The 22100-nt window shown below is 60.5% G+C and carries 14 protein-coding genes; 4 read left to right on the forward strand and 10 right to left on the reverse strand.

The features are described 5' to 3' along the window. Positions 1-340 precede the first annotated feature (340 nt). The 3 genes from IH404_RS23770 (at position 341) to IH404_RS23780 (ending at position 4662) form a co-directional block, all read left to right on the forward strand. Positions 341-685, forward strand: a complete 345-nt coding sequence (locus IH404_RS23770) for a cupin domain-containing protein (RefSeq protein ID WP_003194115.1) — start codon at positions 341-343, stop codon at positions 683-685. A gap of 493 nt (positions 686-1178) precedes the next feature. Further along, positions 1179-1379: a hypothetical protein gene (locus IH404_RS23775; protein ID WP_005791371.1), complete on the forward strand. Its 201-nt coding sequence runs from the start codon at positions 1179-1181 to the stop codon at positions 1377-1379. Between the two features lie 400 nt (positions 1380-1779). After that, positions 1780-4662: a UDP-N-acetylmuramoyl-tripeptide--D-alanyl-D-alanine ligase gene (locus IH404_RS23780; protein WP_242462629.1), complete on the forward strand. Its 2883-nt coding sequence runs from the start codon at positions 1780-1782 to the stop codon at positions 4660-4662. On the opposite strand, the gene IH404_RS23785 is transcribed toward IH404_RS23780, so the two are convergent. From IH404_RS23785 to IH404_RS23830, 7 genes are all read right to left on the reverse strand, one after another. Further along, entirely contained in the window at positions 4659-5513 is an 855-nt protein-coding gene (locus IH404_RS23785; RefSeq protein WP_157264231.1) for an alpha/beta hydrolase, read from the reverse strand. The two genes, IH404_RS23780 and IH404_RS23785, sit on opposite strands and share 4 nt — an antisense overlap. Before the next feature lie 51 nt (positions 5514-5564). After that, positions 5565-6731 carry an HlyD family efflux transporter periplasmic adaptor subunit gene (locus IH404_RS23790; protein ID WP_199803505.1) on the reverse strand — a complete coding sequence of 389 codons (1167 nt, stop codon included), beginning with the start codon at positions 6729-6731 and terminating at the stop codon, positions 5565-5567. A 50-nt stretch (positions 6732-6781) separates the two neighbouring features. Beyond that, positions 6782-8965, reverse strand: coding sequence for a type I secretion system permease/ATPase (locus IH404_RS23795; RefSeq protein WP_194439197.1), 2184 nt, complete (start codon positions 8963-8965; stop codon positions 6782-6784). After that, the gene (locus tag IH404_RS23800) at positions 8962-10359 is read right to left on the reverse strand and encodes a TolC family outer membrane protein (RefSeq protein ID WP_050549390.1); all 1398 of its coding nucleotides are present in this window, start codon (positions 10357-10359) and stop codon (positions 8962-8964) included. Before IH404_RS23800 ends, IH404_RS23795 begins: the two co-directional genes overlap by 4 nt. Before the next feature lie 187 nt (positions 10360-10546). Beyond that, complete coding sequence (locus tag IH404_RS27730) at positions 10547-15097, reverse strand: BapA/Bap/LapF family large adhesin (protein WP_199803503.1); 4551 nt, start codon at positions 15095-15097, stop codon at positions 10547-10549. A 928-nt stretch (positions 15098-16025) separates the two neighbouring features. After that, positions 16026-16913 (reverse strand): 3-hydroxyisobutyrate dehydrogenase, encoded by an 888-nt coding sequence (gene mmsB / locus IH404_RS23825; protein ID WP_005791381.1) that lies wholly within the window; start codon positions 16911-16913, stop codon positions 16026-16028. Between the two features lie 15 nt (positions 16914-16928). After that, positions 16929-18446 (reverse strand): CoA-acylating methylmalonate-semialdehyde dehydrogenase, encoded by a 1518-nt coding sequence (locus IH404_RS23830; protein ID WP_005791383.1) that lies wholly within the window; start codon positions 18444-18446, stop codon positions 16929-16931. Positions 18447-18579: 133 nt separating this feature from the next. On the opposite strand from IH404_RS23830, the gene IH404_RS23835 reads away from it, so the two are divergent. After that, positions 18580-19527: a LysR family transcriptional regulator gene (locus IH404_RS23835; protein WP_005791385.1), complete on the forward strand. Its 948-nt coding sequence runs from the start codon at positions 18580-18582 to the stop codon at positions 19525-19527. A gap of 127 nt (positions 19528-19654) precedes the next feature. Here the strand turns inward: IH404_RS23835 and IH404_RS23840 are convergent, their stop codons facing one another. Genes IH404_RS23840 through IH404_RS23850 form a run of 3 tightly spaced genes read right to left on the reverse strand, consistent with a single transcriptional unit; the run spans position 19655 to position 21977 of the window. After that, entirely contained in the window at positions 19655-20146 is a 492-nt protein-coding gene (locus IH404_RS23840) for an OmpA family protein (protein ID WP_005791386.1), read from the reverse strand. 5 nt (positions 20147-20151) lie between these two features. After that, positions 20152-21414 carry a diguanylate cyclase gene (locus IH404_RS23845; RefSeq protein ID WP_078822304.1) on the reverse strand — a complete coding sequence of 421 codons (1263 nt, stop codon included), beginning with the start codon at positions 21412-21414 and terminating at the stop codon, positions 20152-20154. After that, positions 21411-21977, reverse strand: coding sequence for a YfiR family protein (locus IH404_RS23850; RefSeq protein WP_005791389.1), 567 nt, complete (start codon positions 21975-21977; stop codon positions 21411-21413). Before IH404_RS23850 ends, IH404_RS23845 begins: the two co-directional genes overlap by 4 nt. Between the last annotated feature and the right edge of the window lie 123 nt (positions 21978-22100).

Raw genomic sequence — 22100 nt, forward strand, 5'->3', positions numbered from 1 at the left:
AATGATACGAGGGCCAGCTCTGAATTTTCTTGCGAATTCTGGCGTGAGATGGGAAATATTTCGCACTTACTGCGAGGAAATGGTCAGTTACTGCACAAATCTTTCGTTTAGACATGCCCCTTGTGGGAGCCGGGCTTGCCCGCGATGACGATGGCGCAGCCAGCCTCTTCATTGCCTGACACTCCGCTATCGCGGGCAAGCCCGCTCCCACAGGGATGGGGGTGATTTCCAGCTCATCACATGGCCTGCGCTTCTGGACATCCCGATGTCGAGTTCAGACCACTGGCGCAGCGCCCAAGGCCTTAGGGTTGAGCTTTCCCTTCCCTGCCTCGGAGTCATCATGTCCAAGCCCATCACCGTACTGCGCGACACCCACCCACTGCCGGTCCTGGATGCCTGCAAATGGGAAAAGCTTGAAGGCGACCCGCACACCGTCAACCTCAACGCCTATACCAGCGAAGACGGCAGCAAGATCATGGGCACCTGGATCTGCACGCCGGGTAAGTGGTACGTGGAGTACGTGAAGTGGGAATACTGCCATTTCCAGGAAGGCTACTGCGTGATCACGCCTGAAGGCATGGCGCCGATCCATCTGCGCGCTGGGGATATCTTCGTGGTGGAGCCAGGCATGAAAGGTACCTGGGAAGTAGTGGAGACCGTGCGCAAGTACTTCGTTTTTGCTTGATCCCGCCACCTGAAAAAGGGTCATCCTGGCCCTTTTTGCTTTAACCCCCTCGACCTCGCCCCTACGTCCCAACCACAAAAATCAAAAGCAAACAACAGCTTTTTTTTCGATCTGTATTTTTCGGCGAAACGCTGAAAAAAAACCCGGCATAATGCGCAAGAATCGCCTGACCACATTTATCAGCGCGCCTATACACTACTTTAGTTATAGACAGTATTAATTTTGACAGCCCCCACTACTTCGTATAATTTCATTGGAGCCTTGTTAGTATTCAGGCTCATTGGATTACAATCGCATGATAATAGGGATATTGGTAAAAGGTGCAGGAGCTCACATTATCTCAACTTTCAATCACCCTCTGTAGAAAACACCAGGAGAGTTGAATTAGAATCCCGCTGTACTGACTGCACGGTTCAAGGCTTCAATACTTCTCGTATCACTTGCTGCCCGCGGCAGTTGAGACCGCGCTTTTGTATGTAAAAGGACTAGAAAAATGCCTGATAAAACTACGCGCCTGACCATCCTCATCGACGCGCCGACCAAACAACGGCTGGAATCCTTGTCCAACGACGTTGACCTTACTATCTCTCAGGTCATTCGCAAACTGATTCGCGATCACCTCCAACAGCACGAAAACCTCGTGGCTTCACCTGTCAGAGAGCCTGCAAAGGAAGACTCTTCGATGTATTCCTGATATATAAATTCGAACATCAGCCTACGTACGGACAATAACTTCTGCCGCGAGAAAGTTTGCATTTCTTGACGTACCCAGCGTCAATTAATAATAGCCGTCGCCAAGTTATGATGCATGGAGAGTTTTGCCTGTGAAACAGCAACTGCTCGCTTGCCACACTCTTTTGAGCAAACACGCTAACGAGCTGGCTGTCTCAGCAGACGCCCCGCACACCTGCACTTTATTTTTTTCAATAAGTGATAGTACCTACCGTGCGGTGGTTTTTCATATTACCGCTGACAACTTCGAAACTGCCTGGCGATTGGGTGAGCTTGAACTCGAACGTCTCTGCTCCCACGCTCCACGCCAAGGGTCTGATAAAACCGATCGTTCATGGATCCGCGTCGAACGTGCGTTCAACGTGGCGCCAATAACCTGGGAACAGTTCAGTGAGCGCCTCAAGCGCCACAAGCGCAACTACTTCAGGCACGGCCTTGCATTCGATGCCGATATGCAGCTGGCAATCACCGAACAGGAATTGAATGCCAATGCCATCCTGTACGGCGGCAGCGACATTGCCCACGCGACCTTCAACACCAATAACTTCGTCACCTATGCCAAGCGGCGGTTCAGCGGCTCACAGGCCGCAGCCATCGTGGCAGCGCTTGCCCCCGAAACCCGCGTGTTCACCTTCAACACCATCGGTGTGTTCTGCGCCGAAGATGGCATCGCCCACCCCCTTAACAGCAGCGGGCCGCAAACCGGCTGGCGTGCCCTGGGAGTGCTCGCACCTGATGATGTTCGGGCGTGTATAAGCAGCGCATCCAGCTACCTGAGCACACAGGTGCAAGACAGCGGGCAATTTATCTACGGCTACTTCCCCTGCTTTGACCGAACCATCAAAAACTACAACACGCTGCGCCACGCAAGCACCACATACTCGATGATCGAGGCCTGGGCACTGACCGGCGATGAACAGCTCAAGGCAGCGATCGAGCGCTCGCTGAATCACCTCGCCGAGGTACTGATCAGACCCTCGTTGCTGCCCAATGGCAGCGTGGCGGCGTTTCTCATCGACACCGACAACGAGATCAAGCTGGGCGGCAATGCGGTGTGCCTGCTGGCACTGGTCAAGTACAGCGAAGTCACCGGCACTCGCCGTTTCCTGCCGCTTCTTGAAGCCCTCGCCAACGGCATGGCCTGGATGCAGGATCCTGTCAGCGGGGCGTTTGTGCACGTTTTGCATGCCCATGACCTGAGTGTCAAAGAGCCCTTCAGGATTATCTACTACGATGGCGAGGCCGCTTTCGGGTTGATCCGCCTCTATGGGCTGACCCACAACGAGCGCTGGCTGGCCGTGGTGGAAAAAGCCTTCGATTATTTCATCGAGAAAGAGCACTGGCGCGAGCATGACCATTGGCTCAGCTACTGCGTGAACGAACTGACCCGCTACCGACCTGACGAAAAATATTTTCGCTTTGGCCTGAACAACGTCGCCGGCTATCTGGGGTTCGTCCAGCAACGCATCACCACCTTTCCGACGTTGCTGGAGTTGATGATGGCAGCGCAGCAGATGCTGACACGCATCGCCCGGCAACCATCACTGCGCCACCTGCTTGAAGAGATTGATCTGCACGCGTTCTACCGCGCGCTGCATCATCGCGCCCGCTATCTGCTCAATGGCTATTTCTGGCCGGAACTGGCGATGTATTTTGCCAACCCGGCGCGCATCGCCGGGGCCTTCTTTATTCGTCATCACGCGTTCCGGGTACGGATCGACGATGTAGAACACTATCTTTCCGGGCTGATCGCTTACCACCGTTATCTGCTTGATGGTGCCCCTCAGGTCAGTTGGGTCCAGGCCGAAACCGGCGTGGATCAAGCCTGGAACGCAGATACCCTGGCGCAAGTCACCCAGGGCACGTGGGCAACCCCACCGCCGCCCGGCTGGCGCGCAACGGGGCTGACGCCCTCCATGCAGTTCTTCAAGCCGCAGCGGATCCTCAGTCGCCATCCCAGCCGGGTCGGCCCCAATGAAGCGCAATCGGCGCAACGCTGGGCCCAGGCCAAACCCGAACGTCGACCGTCAGCCTTCCTGTGTGTAGACCCCACCCCCTACCTGGGCAGTGGGCTGCCGGTATTGCAGGTTGCCGACACCAGCGAGGCCATGTTGCAGATGGGCCGCCACGCCCGGCAGCACTTCAGTGGAACAGTGTTTGGCGTGACCGGCAGTTTCGGCAAGACCACTGTGGTGGCGATGCTTGCCCAGGCGTTGAAACCCTGGGGCAACGTGGGCCAGACCGAAGCCAACGCCAACCTGCCCCACGGCATTGCCTGGAACCTGGCGAGCATGACCGAGCCGGCAGAATTCTGGGTGCTGGAAATGGCCGTTGGGCGTATGCCGATCAACTCGGCGCTGGTTCGCCCGCAGATCGCCGTCGTCACCGGCATCGCACCGGCGCACTTGGAGTATCACGGAACCCTGGAAAACCTGGCGCGCAAAAAAAGCGCGATATTCGCCTCCATGGCCCCGGGTGGTCACGCGGTACTCTGTCGCGACATGCCTTACTACGAGCTGTTCGCCGAAGCCGCCGAGGTGGCCCACTTGCACGTGGTCAGCTTCGGCGAGCACCCCGAAGCCGACCTGCGCTTGCTGGATTGGAACAGTGAAGTCCATCAAGTAAACGTCAACGCACTCCTTGCCGGGCAACCCTTGAATTTCAGTCTGAAGGCGCGCGGCAGGCATATGGTAATCAACGCGCTGGGAGTACTCGCTGCCCTGTCTGCACGCGGGCTTGCGGTCGAGCAGGCGCTGGAAACCCTGGACACTTTCATGCCCGTCGAAGGCCGCGGCAATACCTTGTCAATCGCCTGCACAGGCGGCCACTTCCAACTGATCAACGATGCCTACAACGCCAACCCTGGGTCGATGAGTGCCGCCCTGCGCTCAATGACCGATCTGCCTGCCCCACCGCAGCACCGTGTGCTGGTGCTGGGGGATATGCTCGAACTCGGGGCCGACGCCCAACGTTATCACCTGGAGATGGCCGAGCCTTTGCGGGCGGTGGCGCCACGGCATGTGGTGCTGTGCGGCCCGTTGATGCACGCGCTGTACCTGTCGTTGCGTGACGAGCTGCCAGTGCAATGGTTCGAGAATGCCAAGGCGCTGAACCAGGCACTGGCGAACGACCCGCAACCGTGGTTTCAGCCTGGCGATTGGGTCATGGTCAAGAGCTCGGGCGGGACGGGGCTGTCGCAGCTGTGTGATTGGTTGAGCTCACGCGAACAGGTGGTGCCGGCCTAGCCCGCGCACTGCGCCGCCGTCTTCAGCCCGATGTCATGGCGCAACTGGTGAAAGGCCGTCGGCACGCCTTGGGCCTTGATCAAATGCGCCTGATGCCCGGCCCGCGTCAGTGCCTGGAAGAAAGCTTCCTGCAGGGCGAACGGTGCGACCTGATCGTCCGGGCTGCCAATCACATACAACTGCCGTGCGGGTGCGACGGCGATACCATCGATGTGCCGGGCCGGGTCATAAGGGTGCAGCAACCCATTGGTGTCACGCCCAGGCCTTGAAGGCAGGCCCTTGCTCTGGCGGATCATCTGCGCCCGCTGCACCAGCGAGAAAGCACCGGAAGTCATCACCGCGCATTTCACGTCGGTACGGCCCAGCGTCAACAGTGCGGCGGCAGCCGTAGCGCCACCACTGTGCCCGAGCAACACGAACTGCCCAATGCCATAGCGCTCGCGCAACTGATCCAGCGCCCCATTGAGCACAATGAACTCCTGCGCCTGACGCCGTTGCCCGTGGTTGCCGCTGGAACCGTAGGTGCCGGGGCGCGCTACGATCACCAGGGGCACACCCGCGCGCTTGGTCAGCATCGTGGCCTGGCTGACTTTGGCGGCCAGGGTGTTGCCGGCAATCGCCTGCGGCGCACGATGCATCTCGCTCGTGCGATCACCGTGGAACATCACAATCACCACGGGCGCACGCTCCAGGGCGCCGCCAGCGAAGTAACGAATGCACGCATCGCCTCGGGCAATCTCGACCCACAGCGCCGAACCCGGCTCAGTGCAGGTGGCGCGGTCGGCGGGCGCATTCCAGCGCAGCGGGGTCGTCGCCTCATCGAACGCCTGCGCCCAGGACGTACAGACCATCGTCAGGCCGAACAGCACACCGATGCCGAACGTTCTACCCATCCTGCCTCCCTAACGTTCTCGCAACGCTTCGCGTGCCCGATTCATCGGTTTGATCAGGTAGTCGAGCACGGTTTTCTGACCGGTCTTGATGTCTACCGAGGCGATCATGCCGGGCACGATCGAGAACGTCTTGCCGGCCTTGTTTTTCAAGGTGTCGGCATCGGTGCGGATAAACACCCGATAGTAAAAAACTTCCGGTTTGACTTCGTCCTGAATGGTGTCCGGCGAAATGGTCACTACCTTGCCGTCCATGCCGCCGTAAATGGCATAGTCATAGGCCGTGATCTTGACCTTGGCCATCTGGTCGGGATGGATGAAGGCAATGTCCCTGGGCGAGACTCGCGCCTCGATCAGCAACTGTTCATCCAGCGGCACAATCTGCATCAGCCGCCCATTGGGAGGGATGACGCCGCCGATGGTCGTGACCTCGATATCCTTGACGATACCGCGCACCGGCGAGCGCAAGGTCAGGCGGGTTACCGAATCCGAACGCCCGCGCATCACCGACGACAGCGTCTGCACATCCGCGTTGACCTTGGCCAGGTCCTCACCGGCGCGCACCAGGTAATCGGAGCGCGCCTGGCTGAGTTTCAATTCCAGCTCGGCCTTCTGGCGCTTGAGGCGCAGCACCTCGACATTGCTGGCAGCCCCGACCTTGGCCAGGTTCTCGGTAATCTCCAGCTCACTGCGCACAAGCCCCAGGGAAGAGCGCACACCGGCCAGGGATTCCTCAAGGCCTTTGCGTCGGGTGTTGAACAGATCGGTCTCAGCGCTGATCAGCGCCGGGTAACGTGACAGCTCCGCTGGGAATGCCAACGGCTTGCCGTTCACTTCCGCCTGCAACCGCGCCACGCTGGCCAGGGACGCACGGTACTTGGAAGCGCTTTCATCGAAGTTGGATTCGGTCTTGGTCGGATCAAGCCTGGCCAGGACCTGCCCCTGTTTGACGATATCGCCCTCCCCCACATTCAGCTCCGTGACGATCCCGCCTTCCAGGGACTGAATGATCTGCTCGCGGGAGGTGGGAATGACCTTGCCGCTGCCGGTGGACACCTCGTCCACTTCAAACACGTAGGCCCAGGCGCCAAACGCGACAAGAATGACGGCCACCCACGCCACCACCCGTGTAGCGCGCAGCACCGTACTGTCATCCACGCCCGCGTGGGGGCGGCCGATGTGTTCGTCTTCACTGGCAAGCAGGGGGATTGTTTTCAGCGCATGGGTTTTCACTGGTTTTTCCCCTTGGGTCTGGATAGCCGTGCAATGGCGTTGTCCTTGCTGTCATCGACGATGACCTGGCCGTTGTCGACCACAATGATGCGGTTGACCAGGCTCAATACACTCATGCGGTGGGTGGCGATGATCAGCGTGCGATGGGCCGCCCAGCGATCCAGGTTCTGAATCAATTGGCGCTCGGTGGCTTCATCCAGGGACGCGGTGGGCTCGTCGAGCAAGACAATATGCGGTTGGCGAATGATCAAGCGTGACAACAGCAACGATTGGCGCTGGCCGCCAGAGAGGCCGAGCCCGCCTTCGAGGATCAGGTGGTCCATGCCGTCGGCGAATTTGCCGATGAAGTCGGCGGCGCCGGTTACCGCCAGGGCCTGGAGGATTTCCTCATCCGATGCATGCGGCGCCCCCATGATCAGGTTGTCACGCAGGGTGCCGTGGAACAGACGCGAGTTTTGCGTCATCAACCCCACATCCCGGCGCACGTCCGCCGGGTCGAGATGGCCCAGGGCAACCCCGTCGAGGCTGATGTTGCCGCTCTTGAGGTCGAGCATCCCGGCCAGGGCCTGCAGCAAGGTCGATTTGCCCGCGCCGTTACGGCCGAGAATGGCGATGCGCTCGCCCGGCTGGATCTGCAGATCCGCCACCAACAACGCCGGCACCGGCGCTTCATCGCAATACTGGAAGGCCGCCTGTTTGAGCACGTAGTGACCGCGCACCACCGGTAAATGCACGCGCTTGCTGCCTTCAGCGTGGTCCACCGGCAATTCCATGATGCGGTTCAAACTCTGCAATGCCACCTTGGCCTGCTGCCAGCGCGTGAGTACCTGAGTGATCTGCGACATCGGCGCCATCATGCGCGAGGCCAGGATCGAGGCGGCCACCAGGCTGCCGGTGGTCATATCGCTGGCCATGACCATGGGCGCCCCGAATACGACGACCACGGCAAACACCGAGCCCTGGACGTTGTTGCTCCATGCCACCAACTTATTGGTGAGCAGGCGCAGGCGCAGGCTGGCATCGCCACACGTGGCGTTGTAATGGTTCCATTGCTGCGAAAAACGCTGCTCGGCTTGCAGGGCCTTGATGTCGTCGAGGCCTTGTACGGTTTCAACTAGCATCGCGCTGCGCAACGCGCCTTCGCGCATCGACTCAGTGGCCAGCGCCGCGAGTTTTTTCTGCGCCAGCAGGCCCGGCACCACCAGAAACAGCACGGCCACCAGGGGCACAGCGACCAACGGACCGGCGATCAACCAATAGATCACCAGAAACAGCAGGAAAAACGGCAGGTCTGCCAGCGCGGTCGCCGTGCTTGAGGTGATCAGTTCACGCAATTGTTCCAATTCCTTGAGTTGGGAAATGAACGAACCGGTGGACTTGGGTCGGGCGCTGTTGCGCAGGCGGATGGCGTGCCCGAACACCAGGTCCGAGACGCGCAGGTCGGCGCGTTTGCCGAGCATGTCAGTGATGCGCACGCGGGTGATGCGCATGATGAAATCAAAGACCAGCGCCAACATCACGCCGCCGAACAGCACATACAGGGTGGGCATGGATTCGGCGGGAATAACGCGGTCGTACACCTGCATCGAAAAGAGCACGCCGGCGAGGCCAAGTACGCTGGTGACCAGGGACGCCAGCATCACGTAGCCATACGGCCGCAGGTCGCGCAGCACGATGGCACTGAACCAGTTCTTTTGGTACGGCTTGATGTAATCATCGACGCGAGTGTCGCGCACCGCGCGCATTGGCCGCAGAATCACCGTCTTGCGTGCCTGCTCAAGCAATTCGCGGCGGCCCAGACGGCTTTGCAAACCGCCATCACCGCTGTAGGCGATGCCGATGCTGTCATCCTCACCGATGAGCTCCAGCACACCGACCTGCCCATCTGCAAACTGCACCACCAGCGGCAACTGGCGTTGCATCAGGGTTGCGGCGCTAAAGTCGCCGATCACGCAATTCAACCCGGCCTGACGCGCCATACGCCGCACCACGTCTTCCACCGACGCGCTGTCGGTCCATTGGGCTGCCAGGCGCACGCTTTGCGCTGAACACTCCAGGCGGTAATGGCGGGCCACCCCCAGAATTGCCTCCAGCCATACCTCGTAATCAAAGGTCGGCGGCGGTGTGTGCTGTGGGGGCGCTGCACTCATGTCGTCATCCAGTTTCACGGCTTCATTCATGGCCGAATCTCCACACCCTGCAGGGTGCTGTTGTCCAAATGGAACGCCGTGCGAAGCCCGCCCGTGTTGTAGAGGCAATCGATATTCAGGCGACGCAGGTCTGCCGCCGTGTTTTCCCGATCCATGCGCGCCTGGTGGATTTCCTGCTCGGCATTGAGCAAGTCGAGCAACGGCCGCGTGCCCAGCTCAAGGTATTGCTGGCGATAAAGGTCACGGGTTTCGGAGATGCTGCGCTCACGAAAATCCAGGGTCGACAGACGTTGCGACAGGCTTGAGATCTGGTCGCGGGCTTCGAGCAAGCCCTGGCGAACGGCAAGCCGCGCGGCGTCGTTGGCCGCCTCGGCCGAGCGCAGCGCCTGCTGCGCCGCGGTTTTGCGCGCGGTGATTGCGCCGCCCTGGTACAGCGGCATCTTCACGTTGAGAAACACGCCATAGCGGGTGCGATCGCGGCCGCCGGGCAGGTTGCTTTCATCGTTGTTATCCAGGTAGTGCGTGATGGACGGGTCCAGCGACACCGTGGGCAAGGCCTCGGCACGCGCCTGTGCAATCAGTGCCAAGGCATCGACCCGCTGGGCCTGGGCGATCAGCAACGTGGGGGTGACGGCGGCATCGGGCACCACGCCCACGCAGGACTGTTCCAGGCTGGCAGGAAAGCCGCTGGCCACGTTCACCGGCGACTGGGCCCCCAGCAAACTGCTCAAGGCGCTGCGCCAGCGGTTGAATTGCGCGGTGAACTGCATTTGGGTGGCCATTGACGCCTCGACCCGCGAACGGGCCTGGATCAAATCGGAACGGGTGCTGGCGCCCATGTCGCTGCGTTTTTTGGCCAGTTCGGCAATCGCCGAAATTCCCTCGATCTGCTCGCGGGCCACAGTCACCAAACGTTGCGAGCGTTGCAGTTCGATCATTGCAAACGAGGTGTCGCGGGCCACTTGGTCAATCGACAACAGGATCGCCGCCTGGCTGCCGCTGACCCGCGCCAGTGCGCTGTCCACTGAGCTGGAAACCTTGCCGAAGTCATAAAGCATCTGCGACGCCGACAACGAAAACGCTCGGCTTTGGCCATTGCCACTCAAGCCGCTGTCATAGCCCGAATTGAAGCCACCGCTGACTTGCGGGTAATACCCGGACCGGGCGATGTTCACGTTCTCGTTTTGTTGGTACAGCTGGCCGATCGCCTCGGCAATCGCCGGGTGCCACTCTACGGCCAACTGAATGGCGCGCATGAGGTCGAGGTTGCTCGGTATGTTGCGCTGGGGTGCCACCGGTGCGCTGACGCCCGCTGGCCCTCCCGGTAAATTCGTGCCCAGGTTGCTGGGGCTGATGATGTTGACGGGTTCTTCATCGTCGAAAAGCGACGTGGCCATGACCGGCTCAATCCCTGGCGCGATCATTGCGACTGCCAGAACCGTGGCAGACAGTTGGTTGGCCAAACTCTTATGCCTCACTGCAAGTCACCTGACTGTTGTCAAACCGGAGGGGGACAACAACGAACCGTGACTGGCATCAGTCACGGCCCATCGCTGCAAGCTTGTTGGTAAGGAAAACCGGGCATTGCGGCCCGGTTATCGGGAAGTGGCGTTACACCACGTTGATGCCGCTTTGTACCCAAAGCTGATGGGCCTGATCTTCCGCACTGGTGTAGATCACGTACTCCAGACCGTTCTCTACTTGCGTCACACCGCCAGTCCAGTCGCCAGTCAGGTGCACACTGTCCTGATCGTCGCCCTGAATCATCAAGCGATCCGACTCAGGCCCGGTGATGGACACCAGGTCTTCCAGGCTCAACGTCAGGTCAACGGCGCTGATATCGTTCAGGTCGATACTCTGTACATCGCTGACTTTGCCGATCAGGTCGGTGAGGTTGATGGCAGCATCCCCCCCTTCCCACAGCAACCCGTTTGCACCCGCACCCGCATCGACGTGGGTGAAGTCGGTGTCATCAACCACCACCGCATCGTGGTGCTGAGCATCAACGCTGGCGGCGTCATCCGTGGTCTGATCCACCGCCCCCAGGGCTGCGGCAAAGCCGACACCCTCTGTGGCAGGCGCACCCGGGTTGGCGTCGTCCCAGACCAGGTCACGGTCTGGCGAGTCGATGCGGATGTACACGTCTGCGGTCTCTTCCTGACCCGTCGGCGTGGTGAGTTTGTAGGTGAATTTATCCACCTGGCCAATCTCATCCAGCGTCAGGCCGGCATTCGGCGTGTAGACGTATTTGCCATCGGCAAAGACGGTCAACGTGCCGTGGTCACCGACGACTTGCGCCCCCGTCTGCCCAGGCACCACATAAGCCCCGGCTACCAGCACGCTCAACACCGTCAATGGCGAGCCGAGCACATCCGGCCCGGCCAGGCTGCCAGCCAACAAGTCGCCGGTGGCGTTGGTCATTTCACCGGCCACAAATTGCGTAGTGAAGGTGGTGGTCAAGGTCTGAGCCACCGTGATGGTCGACAATGACAGCACCGAGCCTGTGGATGCGGTGACCCGATACGAACCAGCGTCCAGCCCGGTGAACGTATGCGACGACTGGGTGGTGGTCTGTTGCGTTTCCCATTGGCCTGCAATCAGTTTTTGCAGATTGACGGTGGTGGACGGCAATAGGGTCAAGCCGGAAGCGCTGACATCGACCTTCAACACAGCCGTAGAGTCGGCCGCGACGACTATGACTTGGCCCGTACCCGAGCCCGTGCCGATCGCCGGCAGGTTGTAGGTCAAGGCCGGCGCGTCGCTCTCTGTCACCAGGTTGACGATCGCTATCTGCGCCGAGCCCAGGTCATCGTTCGCTACCGGGCTGACCGTGCCTGGAGCCGATGGGTCTGTTGCGTTCCAGGTCACGTCGACACTTGGGCTGTCGATGCGCACATACAAGGTGGCGGCGGCAGAACCACCCGCACCATTGACCAAGTGGTATTCGAACGCATCCACTTTGCCGATGTTGGCGACATCGCCGTTCGGGGTGTACTTGTAGTCACCATTGGCAAAAATAGTCAGTTGACCATATTGGCCTTGCAGCACCGTGCCGGTAGTGGCGTCCGCATCGACGAATTCACCGCCGACCTCGACCTGCACCTTGACGGGCCCGCCGTTGCCCGGCACATCCGGAGTGCCTCCCACACCCGGGTCGGTGATGACGTTGCCGGAGACTTCGGGACCGGCTTCGCCAGTGAAATCAGTCAGGCTGTTGTTGGTGACGCTCAATACCGCCGTCGCCCCCGCACCGATGCTGACCAGGTTTGGGTCCAGCTGGAGGGTGAAGCGGTATTGCCCGGCCTGCAGCCCTTCGATCTCGGCAGTGGTGCTTTGACCGAACAGGCCCAACAGATCCAGCAAGCCCGAACCGTTACTGCCCTGCTGAACCGGCAACCAGCCACCCGCGCCGTCGCTCACCTCCAGGACCGCGGTGAAACCGCCTCCCAGCAGCGAAACCAGATCCGCCTGGGCAAACTGCAGATTCAGCGTGCCGCTGGAACCTTCGGCAACCGTGAACTCCTGCGCCTTGGTGTGATCGCCCAGGATGATCCCGCCAACACCCAGCAGGGTGAAGACACGCATATCAGCCAGGTTGGTGTTGGATGTAACGGGTTTGATGGTCACTTCGCTTGTGGCGAGGTCGTCGAAGGCTTCTAGGTCGGCGTCGGCATCGGCATCGGCATCGGCATCAGCGTCAGCATCGGCATCGGCATCGGCATCGGCATCGGCATCGGCATCAGCATCCGCATCCGCATCCGCATCCGCATCAGCATCAGCATCGGCGTCGGCGTCGGCGTCCGCGTCGGCATCGGCATCGGCATCGGCATCGGCATCGGCATCAGCGTCGGCGTCCGCATCGGCATCGGCATCGGCATCCGCATCGGCATCGGCATCCGCATCCGCATCGGCATCGGCGTCCGCATCGGCGTCAGCGTCAGCATCGGCGTCAGCATCGGCGTCAGCATCCGCATCAGCATCGGCGTCCGCATCAGCGTCGGCATCGGCATCAGCGTCGGCGTCGGCGTCAGCGTCAGCATCGGCGTCAGCATCCGCATCAGCATCGGCGTCGGCGTCCGCATCGGCGTCGGCATCCGCATCGGCATCCGCATCCGCATCCGCATCCGCATCCGCATCCGCATCCGCATCGGCATCGGCATCGGCGTCGGCATCAGCGTCGGCGTCGGCGTCGGCGTCCGCGTCGGCGTCCGCATCAGCGTCGGCATCGGCATCGGCGTCCGCATCAGCGTCAGCATCGGCATCGGCATCGGCGTCAGCATCCGCATCCGCATCCGCATCCGCATCCGCATCCGCATCGGCATCGGCGTCGGCGTCGGCATCAGCGTCAGCATCAGCGTCAGCGTCAGCATCGGCGTCGGCATCAGCGTCGGCGTCGGCGTCGGCGTCGGCATCAGCGTCAGCGTCAGCGTCAGCGTCAGCGTCAGCGTCGGCATCGGCATCGGCATCAGCATCAGCATCGGCATCGGCGTCAGCATCGGCATCGGCGTCCGCGTCGGCGTCGGCGTCGGCGTCGGCATCGGCATCGGCGTCCGCATCGGCATCAGCATCAGCGTCGGCATCGGCATCGGCATCGGCATCAGCATCGGCATCGGCATCGGCATCGGCATCGGCGTCAGCATCGGCATCGGCATCGGCATCGGCGTCCGCGTCCGCGTCGGTGTCATCAATATCAACGGCGACCACGTTAGTCGGGACAGACTCATTCCCTGCAAGGTCCGTCAAGGTGACGGCAAGCGTTTCACCGTTAACCTGAGGCGTGTTCAAGGTAACCTGGAAGGTCCCGTCATCCCCCACTGTCCCGGTGCCAATTACATTGCCATCGGTATCCTTTATGGTCACCGTGGCATTGGGTTCGCCTTTACCGCTGAGCGTTGCGCCGTCGGTGCTCAACGCCAGGTCGGTCGGTGCGGAAGGTGCGGTGGTATCACCCGCCACCACAGGGCTGGCAGGGGATTCATTGCCGGCAGCGTCTTTGAGAATGACGCTCAGCGTTTCGCCGTTAGTCTGCGGCGTGTTTAAGGTGACCTGGAAGCTGCCGTCATCCCCCACCGTGCCGGTGCCGATTACATTGCCATCGGCATCCTTTATGGTCACCGTGGCATTGGGTTCGCCTTTACCGCTAACGGTCGAGCCGTCAGCGCTGACCTCCAACGCTGAAGCGGCGGCAGGTGCCGTGGTGTCGCCGGCGACAACGGTTGCAGGCGGCGAGACTTGGCCCGCTGGATCTGTAAGGGTGACCTGCAGTGTTTCACCATTGGTCTGCGGCGTGTTCAGGTCGATCTGGAAGCTGCCGTCGGCCCCCACTTTGCCGGTACCAATCACATTCCCTTCGGCGTCGCTGATGGTGACAGTGGAATTGGGTTCGCCCTTGCCGCTGACGGTCAAACCGTCAGGGCTGACCTCCAACTCTGAAGCGGCGGCAGGTGCCGTGGTGTCACCGGCGACAACAGTTGCAGGCGGCGAGACTTGGCCCAAGGCATCCTTGAGGGTGACTTGCAGCGTTTCACCATTGGTTTGCGGTGTGCCCAGGCTGACCTGGAAATTACCGTCTGTGCCAACAGTGCTGGTGCCGAGCACATTACCCGCGGCATCTTTGACCGTTACCGTCGTACCGCCCTGGCCTTTACCGGTGAGGAGCGTGCCCGCACTGTTGACGGCCAGACCGCTTGCGGCTCCTGGAGCGGCGGGTGGCGAATCGTTACCACCGCCTCCGCCGCCGCCACTCATTGCTGCGGCGGCGCCGCCCACGGCGAGGAGCCCCAGCCCCCACAGCACCCAGTTCGGAACAGAACTGTCTGCGGCGATGGCGGCCACACCCAGGTCGTCGAGGGTCGAAATCTCAGTGAAGGTGAAGCCCGAATAAGGCGTGGAATAGTTGCCGAGCAACAAAGTGCCGTCTGCACCTTCCAGCACCAGTTGGTTTTTCGCACCGTCGGCGCCCACCACAAAAAAGTTCTGAACCGTGACGGTCTCACCTGACTTCAGCGTGACTACCAGATTCTGCCCGGACTGTTGAAACGACTGAACGCTTTCCGGCCCGAAGGGCAACTTTACAATGCTGGTGCCTTTGAGGCTGGTAGTTCCCAAGGCATGTTCCGTCGCCGTCCCCGTCGCCTTGTCGACAATTGTTATATTTTTCATCTCTCACCCGTTTCAATTTATGGACACACAAAGCTCAGCGCGAGCGAATGCCCACGACAGTGATTACCGTCGAGCGCTAAATTTGTTTTTGCGGTATTGGTGAACTGTTCGGACTAAGTGGCGATCACCCAACGCCCGTTTCTTCACGCAGTCGCGCGTTGATGGGCTCGGACTCGCGACTCACAGACGGCAATTGATGTGACAGGCAGGTAAGCCTGGAAGGCGCCGCCACCGGCAATGAGTGGGTACGCCCGCAAGCCCATAAATCAAGCAATCGGGAGAGATGGAGAGCCATGAGACTGGCCTTGTCGAGTCCCTGACCGGTGTGGGCCAAAGCAGCTGATCGCTCGGCAACACTCGCTGTCCGCTTCCTTTCGCTAGCCATTTCTAAGGCACCTGCACAACCTGGAAAGAGTAAAACACTGCAGTGAAAACTGTGGAGGCATACCCAACTGAAAACGCCCGCCAGCCAGATACTAGCGAGGCAATAGCCGACATCAAAGGGAAAACTAAACAGGTATTAAGCACGCCTAATTAACGATCATGCCCATCACATATATGACGCCCATCAATTATTTTTTCATCATCACACCATGATAATTAATCACTCCACATATGCGCTCTACATGATGAATCAATGATCAAAAACCGAGAAAAACCATCAAACTTTTCCAAGTTGTAATAATTTATTTCAAGGCGGTACACCCCTCAAACAGGCTCATGCGAACCAGTTAGTTGATTAGTAATAAAAACGCATATAGCTGCGAAGCTCGCGTAATGCGAGGCAGCAAAAGTTGTTAATCACGATGGGGACAGGTATTAGGGGATATATCGAGGGGGCAGGTGCACAAGGCGCCTGAAATGCTGCGAACGCATAGACAAGCCAACCTCCGAGAACCCACCAAAAGGGGGCTCTCGGAACTTGCCTTTATTGAGGTTTGCGATAGCTATTGATGATGGCAGAGAAGTCTTTACCCCCCTCCCCGCGCTGGCTCATCGACTGGTACAACTGCTGGGCCACTGCACCGAGGATCACCGGCTGATGCGCCTGGCGTGCGGCTTCTGTGGCCAGGCCCAAATCCTTGAGCATCAGGTCGGCACCAAAGCCACCGGTATAGCCACGCGATGATGGCGCGGTTTCGATCACGCCCGGCCAGGGATTATAGGTATCGGAACTCCAGCAGCGCCCGGTGGAGCTGTTGATGATGCCGGCCAGCACTTGCGTATCAATGCCGAGCGCATCGCCCAGGGCCATGGCCTCACTGACGCCGACCATGCTGATACCCAGCAGCAGGTTGTTACAGATCTTGGCGATTTGCCCGGTGCCGACATCGCCGCAGTGCACGATGTTGCGGCCCATCTGCGCCAGCACCGGTTGCAGGGTAGCGAATAATTCCGGGTTGGCGCCGACCATAAAGGTCAGCGTCCCGGCCTGGGCACCGCCGGTGCCACCGGAGACCGGTGCATCGGCCACGGCCACGCCTTGTTTCGCTGCCGCTGCCGCTACATCACGGATGGTTTGCGGATCGATGGTGCTGCAATCCACCGCTGGGACGCCTTTGCCGATGCCCGCGAGCACACCGTCGTCATTGAGCCATACGCTGCGCACGTGAGCAGCGGCCGGCAGCATGGTAATCACCAGTTCGGCGCCCTGAGCCGCATCACGCGGTGAGCTGCTGATGGTGCCGCCCAGTTCGGCGAGTTCCTTGAGTACCGCCTGGTTCAGGTCGAACAGGTTAAGCGCGTGCCCAGCCTTGATCAGGTTGCGGGCCATGGGCGCGCCCATGTTGCCCAGGCCGATAAATGCAATCTTCATGGTCGTCTCCCTGGTTTAGCGCAGGTTGATGGTGGTGTTGACGCCATCGTTGACCGTGTCGTCATCGAACCAGCGGCTGGTGACGGTTTTGGTCTGGGTGTAGAACTGCACCACTTGCTTGCCGTACGGGCCCAGGTCGCCGAGCTTGGAACCGCGCGAGCCGGTGAAGCTGAAGAACGGCACTGGCACCGGAATCGGGATGTTGATGCCGACCTGGCCCACATCGATTTCGCTCTGGAATTTACGCGCCGCCGCACCACTTTGGGTGAACAGGCCCGTGCCATTGCCGAACGGGTTGGCGTTAACCAGGGCGATGGCTTGGTCGAGGGTGTCGACTTCCAGCACTACCAGCACCGGGCCGAAGATTTCCTCGGTGTAGATGCGCATGTCGGTGGTCACGCCCGAGAACAGAGTCGGGCCGACAAAGTTACCTTGTTCGAAGCCCGGCACCTTGATATCGCGGCCATCCAGCTCCAGCTTGGCGCCTTCTTTCACGCCGCTTTCGATCAGTTCAAGGATGCGTGCCTTGGCGCGCCTGGAGATCACCGGGCCGACATCCGTGCCGGCTTCGCTGCCAGCATTGACCTTGAGCTTTTGTGCCAGGGCCTTGAGATCCGGCAGCCACTGCCTGGATGCGCCCACCAGCACCACCACCGAGGTGGCCATGCAACGCTGGCCCGCCGCGCCGAAACCGGCGCCGACCAAGGCATTGAGGGTGTGTTCACGGTTGGCATCCGGCAGCACCACAGCGTGGTTCTTGGCGCCCATCATCGACTGAACGCGCTTGCCGTGTTTGCCGGCCAGGTCGTAGACATGGGTGCCGACGGCGGTGGAACCGACGAAGGACACGGCCTTGATATCTTTATGAGTACAGAGTGCATCCACCACATCCTTACCGCCGTGCACCACGTTGAGCACACCGGCCGGTACGCCGGCTTCCAGCGCCAGTTCTACCAGCAGCATGGTCGACAACGGGTCTTGCTCGGAAGGCTTGAGGACGAAGGTGTTACCGCAGGCAATCGCCATCGGGAACATCCACAGCGGAATCATCGCCGGGAAGTTGAACGGAGTGATGCCAGCGCACACGCCGATAGGTTGGCGCAGGGTGTAGGTGTCCACGCCACCGGCCACGTTTTCGGCGAATTCGCCCATTTGCAGGGTGCCGATGGAACAGGCGTGTTCGACCACTTCCAGGCCACGGAAAATATCGCCCTCGGCATCGGCAATGGTCTTGCCCTGCTCGGCGCTGAGGACCACGGCGATACGCTTGGAATGTTCACGGATCAGGGCTTGCAGCTTGAGCATGATGCGCATCCGCGCACCGATCGGCGTCAGCTTCCAGGTCTGAAAGGCGCGATGGGCGGCGTCGATGGCAGCGTTGACTTCATCGGCAGTGGCAAACGGGACCTTGGCCAGCACTTGTTGGGTGGCCGGGTTGACGATGTCTTGCCACTCGGTGGTCTTGGATTCGACCCACTCGCCGTTGATCAGCAACTTGACCTGTTGCACGGAAATATCGGCAGATGCGTTCATGTGGTCTCCAGAATCTTGTAGTTATGCAGAGAACCAAGGCGTTGAATCGCCTTGAAGAATGAGGCGTTCGGACTGTTTTTGGAGTATAGATGTGCAAACTTCTAATAAGAACGCACATAAAAGCCGGTCCAATATGCAAAAAAACATCACCTCCCTGGGCGCCCTGAACTGGGATGACCTGAAGTTTTTCCTCGAAGTGGCGCGCACCCGCAAGGCCAGCGTGGCCGCCAAGCGCCTGGCGGTGGACTACACCACCGTGTCGCGGCGCATCAGTTCACTGGAAGTGTCGCTCGGTACGTTGCTGTTCGAGAAATCCCGGACCAGCGGCTTCGTGCTCACCACCGAGGGCCAGCGGTTGCTGGGTTATGCCGAATCCATCGAAAGCACGCTGCACATGGCCTGCGAACAGGTATCCGGCTCCGGCGTGGCGCTGTCCGGCCATGTGCGCATGGGCTGCACCGAAGGGTTCGGCAGCTTCTTCGTCACCCCGCAGTTGAGCCATTTCGTCGACACTTATCCCGCGATCTCGGTAGACATCCTGCCCCTGCCCCACTTCATCAGCCTGTCCAAGCGCGAAGCCGACATCGTCATCGCCCTGGAGCGCCCGGAACACGGGCCGTATGTGTGCTGCAAACTGTGCGACTACAAATTGCAGTTGTACGCCACCCAGGACTACCTCGACCAACACCCGCCAATCCGCAAACCTGCGGATTTGGCCGAGCATCCGTTTATCAGCTACGTGGATGACCTGGCCTTCAGCTCGGAGCTGCTGTACCTGGCCAACGTCGTGCCCGGCGCCAGCGCCAGCCTGCGCAGTACCAGCGTGATCGCGCAGTACGTGGCGGCGCAGCAGGGCCGGTCGATGGCGATATTGCCGTGCTTTCTGGCGGCGCAGGATCCGCGCTTGTTGCCGGTGCTGGGAGAGCAGATTGCGATTACGCGGCAGTTCTGGATGTATTGCCGGGAGGATTTGAGGAAGTTGAAGCGAATTACGTTGTTGTGGGATTACATCCGGGAGGTGACGGAGCAGAATCAGGGGTTGTTGATGGGGCAGACGCGGGAAATGCGGTTTGCAGACTGAATGTGGGAGCTGGCTTGCCTGCGATAGCGGTGTATCAGCAAAAGCTATATCTACCGATCAACCGCCATCGCAGGCAAGCCAGCTCCCACATATTGAATGCATTTCAGCTGGGGGAAGGTGAACCCGCTTAGTCTGCGATCACAACAATCGACACCCGGCGATTCTCGGTGCGGCCTGCCGGGGTCGTATTCGGCGCCACCGGCTCGCTGCTGCCCAAACCGCGCAGTTGGATGTTTTCTTCTTTCATACCCACGCGGGTCAGCACCTTGCCCACGCTTTTTGCACGGCGCAGGGACAGCGCCACGTTGTAGGGTTCTTTGCCGGAGGCGTCGGTGTGGCCGTCGACACGTACGCGCTCGATGCCTGCGCCTACCAGGGCCTGGCCGATGCGTTCGACGATGTCGGTGCTGGGTTTATTGAGGGTTTCGACGTCGCTGCCAAACAGGACCTTGCCGGACAGGCCGAAGGCCCAGCCCTCGTCGGTCAGCTCGAAGCCTTGCTGCTTGAGTACGGCGACTTGCGCCGGGGTGAGCCCCTTGGGCGGGGGCGTCTGGCAGCCGCTGAGGGCCAGAAAGGCAACGAGTAAGGAAATAAATAAAACGCGTGTGTTAGCGAACAAGGGAATCAACTCCTGTGTTGAACGTTGACGACGGGATGCTCCGACTCCGCCGTTTGCTGGCCGCCTGAAGACAGGCGTTTGGCCTGGTACATCGCCGCATCGGCGGCGTTGAGCAAGGTGCCGGGAGTGGCGCCATGATCGGGATAAATGGCAATGCCGATACTGAGGGAGGTCAACACCTGGGTACCGCCTGGCAGCGGAATCGGTACGTCCATGCTGGCGATGATTTTATCGGCGATGCGGTGGGCGTCTTCGGCCTTGTGCAGCGGCGCCAGCAATACCGCAAATTCATCGCCGCCCAGGCGTGCCACCAGGTCATCCTCGCGCAGTTGCGCACGCACGCGATCGGCAACAGCCACCAGCACGGCATCGCCAGCAGCGTGACCGAAGCTGTCGTTGATGTCTTTGAAGCGGTCGCTGTCGAGAAACAGCACCGCCACCCGCTCGTTGACCTTGGCGGCGCTACGCAAGGCGCGGATCAGCCGGCCTTCGAAGAACGCGCGGTTGGGCAGGCCAGTGAGGCTGTCGTGGCTGGCCTGGTGGGCCAGGGTTTCGTTTTCGCTTTGCAGGTGGCTCTGCCAAGCCTCCATCTCGCCGAGCAGGGCATTGAAGTCGCTGCCCAGGCTGTCGAGTTCGGCGATCTGCGCCGAGGGTACGCGGCGGTCAAAATCTCGCTCGCTGCGCGCGGCGTGAGCGACGGCGGCCAGGCGTTGCAGTGGCACAGTGATGCCATTTAACAGACGCCGCGACAAGTGCAATGCCACCCAGGCGCTGAGGGCGGTGCAGATCAGAATCCCGATCAGGCCGCTGAGCAAGAAGCGCAACAGGCTGCCACCGTGGCCGACCAGATGGATGCTGCCGACGGTTTGCCCTTGGCGCAGAATCGGCTGGCTGATGGGCTGTTCGAGCAGCGCGTGCGCTATTTGCAACTCGACCCGTGACAACATGCCGGTTTCCGGGCGAACCCAGCGCGCCAGCAGCTTGCCGTTGATATCGAATACTTCTGCCTGGGCCACTTCTTCGGTGGAGGCGATCAGGCTCAGGGCTTCGGTGGCCGCCGCGCTGTCGTTGAACACCACGGCCGCTTCCACGGTGTAGTTGATGGAACGGGCGATCAGGTGCAGGTTGTGCTCGGCGTAAACCCGCAGGGCAAGTACGCCGAGCAGGGTCAGGGACACACTGGCCAGGGTGACCGCCACCAGCGCCAGAATCATATGCCCGCGGGCAATCACCGAGCGCAGGGTCGGCCGCACTTTATCGCGGCTCATGAGCCAGGCGCTCGACGGCGAGACAACTGCAACACACTGGGATGGATACGCACGCCGCTGCGGGCGACGGAATCCAGGTTGACCTCGAACGACACCTGCTCATCGCTGACGCGCAGGCAGAACAGGCTGCCCACCGTGCATTGGTCGCCCCCTTCGCTAATGCTGAGTACAGGGTGGCCAATCAATGAGGTAAACAGGCGGTTGCGTTCGTCGGGGGTGATTTTGCCGATGTAGACGGCATCGCAGGCATTGACGATATCCGGATGATCGACCAGCAGGCGCCGTACCAGCACTGGACGACCGGTGGCCTGGGTGGTGCCTTTGACCAGGTCATCGGTGTACTGAGTCGGCCCGACGATGCACAGCCGTAATTGCGCAGGCTCCACCGGCCATCGCGCATAGCTGAGAATGCCCAGAACGACCTGGGTGACCGCCTGGGCGCGCTGCTCGGCAAGGCTCGGCGTCTGCGCCCAGACGCGCGGTGCGAGCAGGCACAGAACCGCCACCAGCAACATCCGTCTCCAGCTCAAACTGCGCTCTGTGGGCGAGACAGCCACGTTCATGCAGCACTTCTCTCAGGTATTTTCCAGGGTGATGCCGCAACGATAGCACAGCGGCGGGAAACCCCACGCCGCACGCCAGGCATGGGGCCTACTATTTTTTCAGAAAAATCAGACATCTGAATC

The sequence above is a fragment of the Pseudomonas sp. OST1909 genome (genome assembly GCF_015277575.1).
Lineage (GTDB): Bacteria > Pseudomonadota > Gammaproteobacteria > Pseudomonadales > Pseudomonadaceae > Aquipseudomonas > Aquipseudomonas synxantha_A.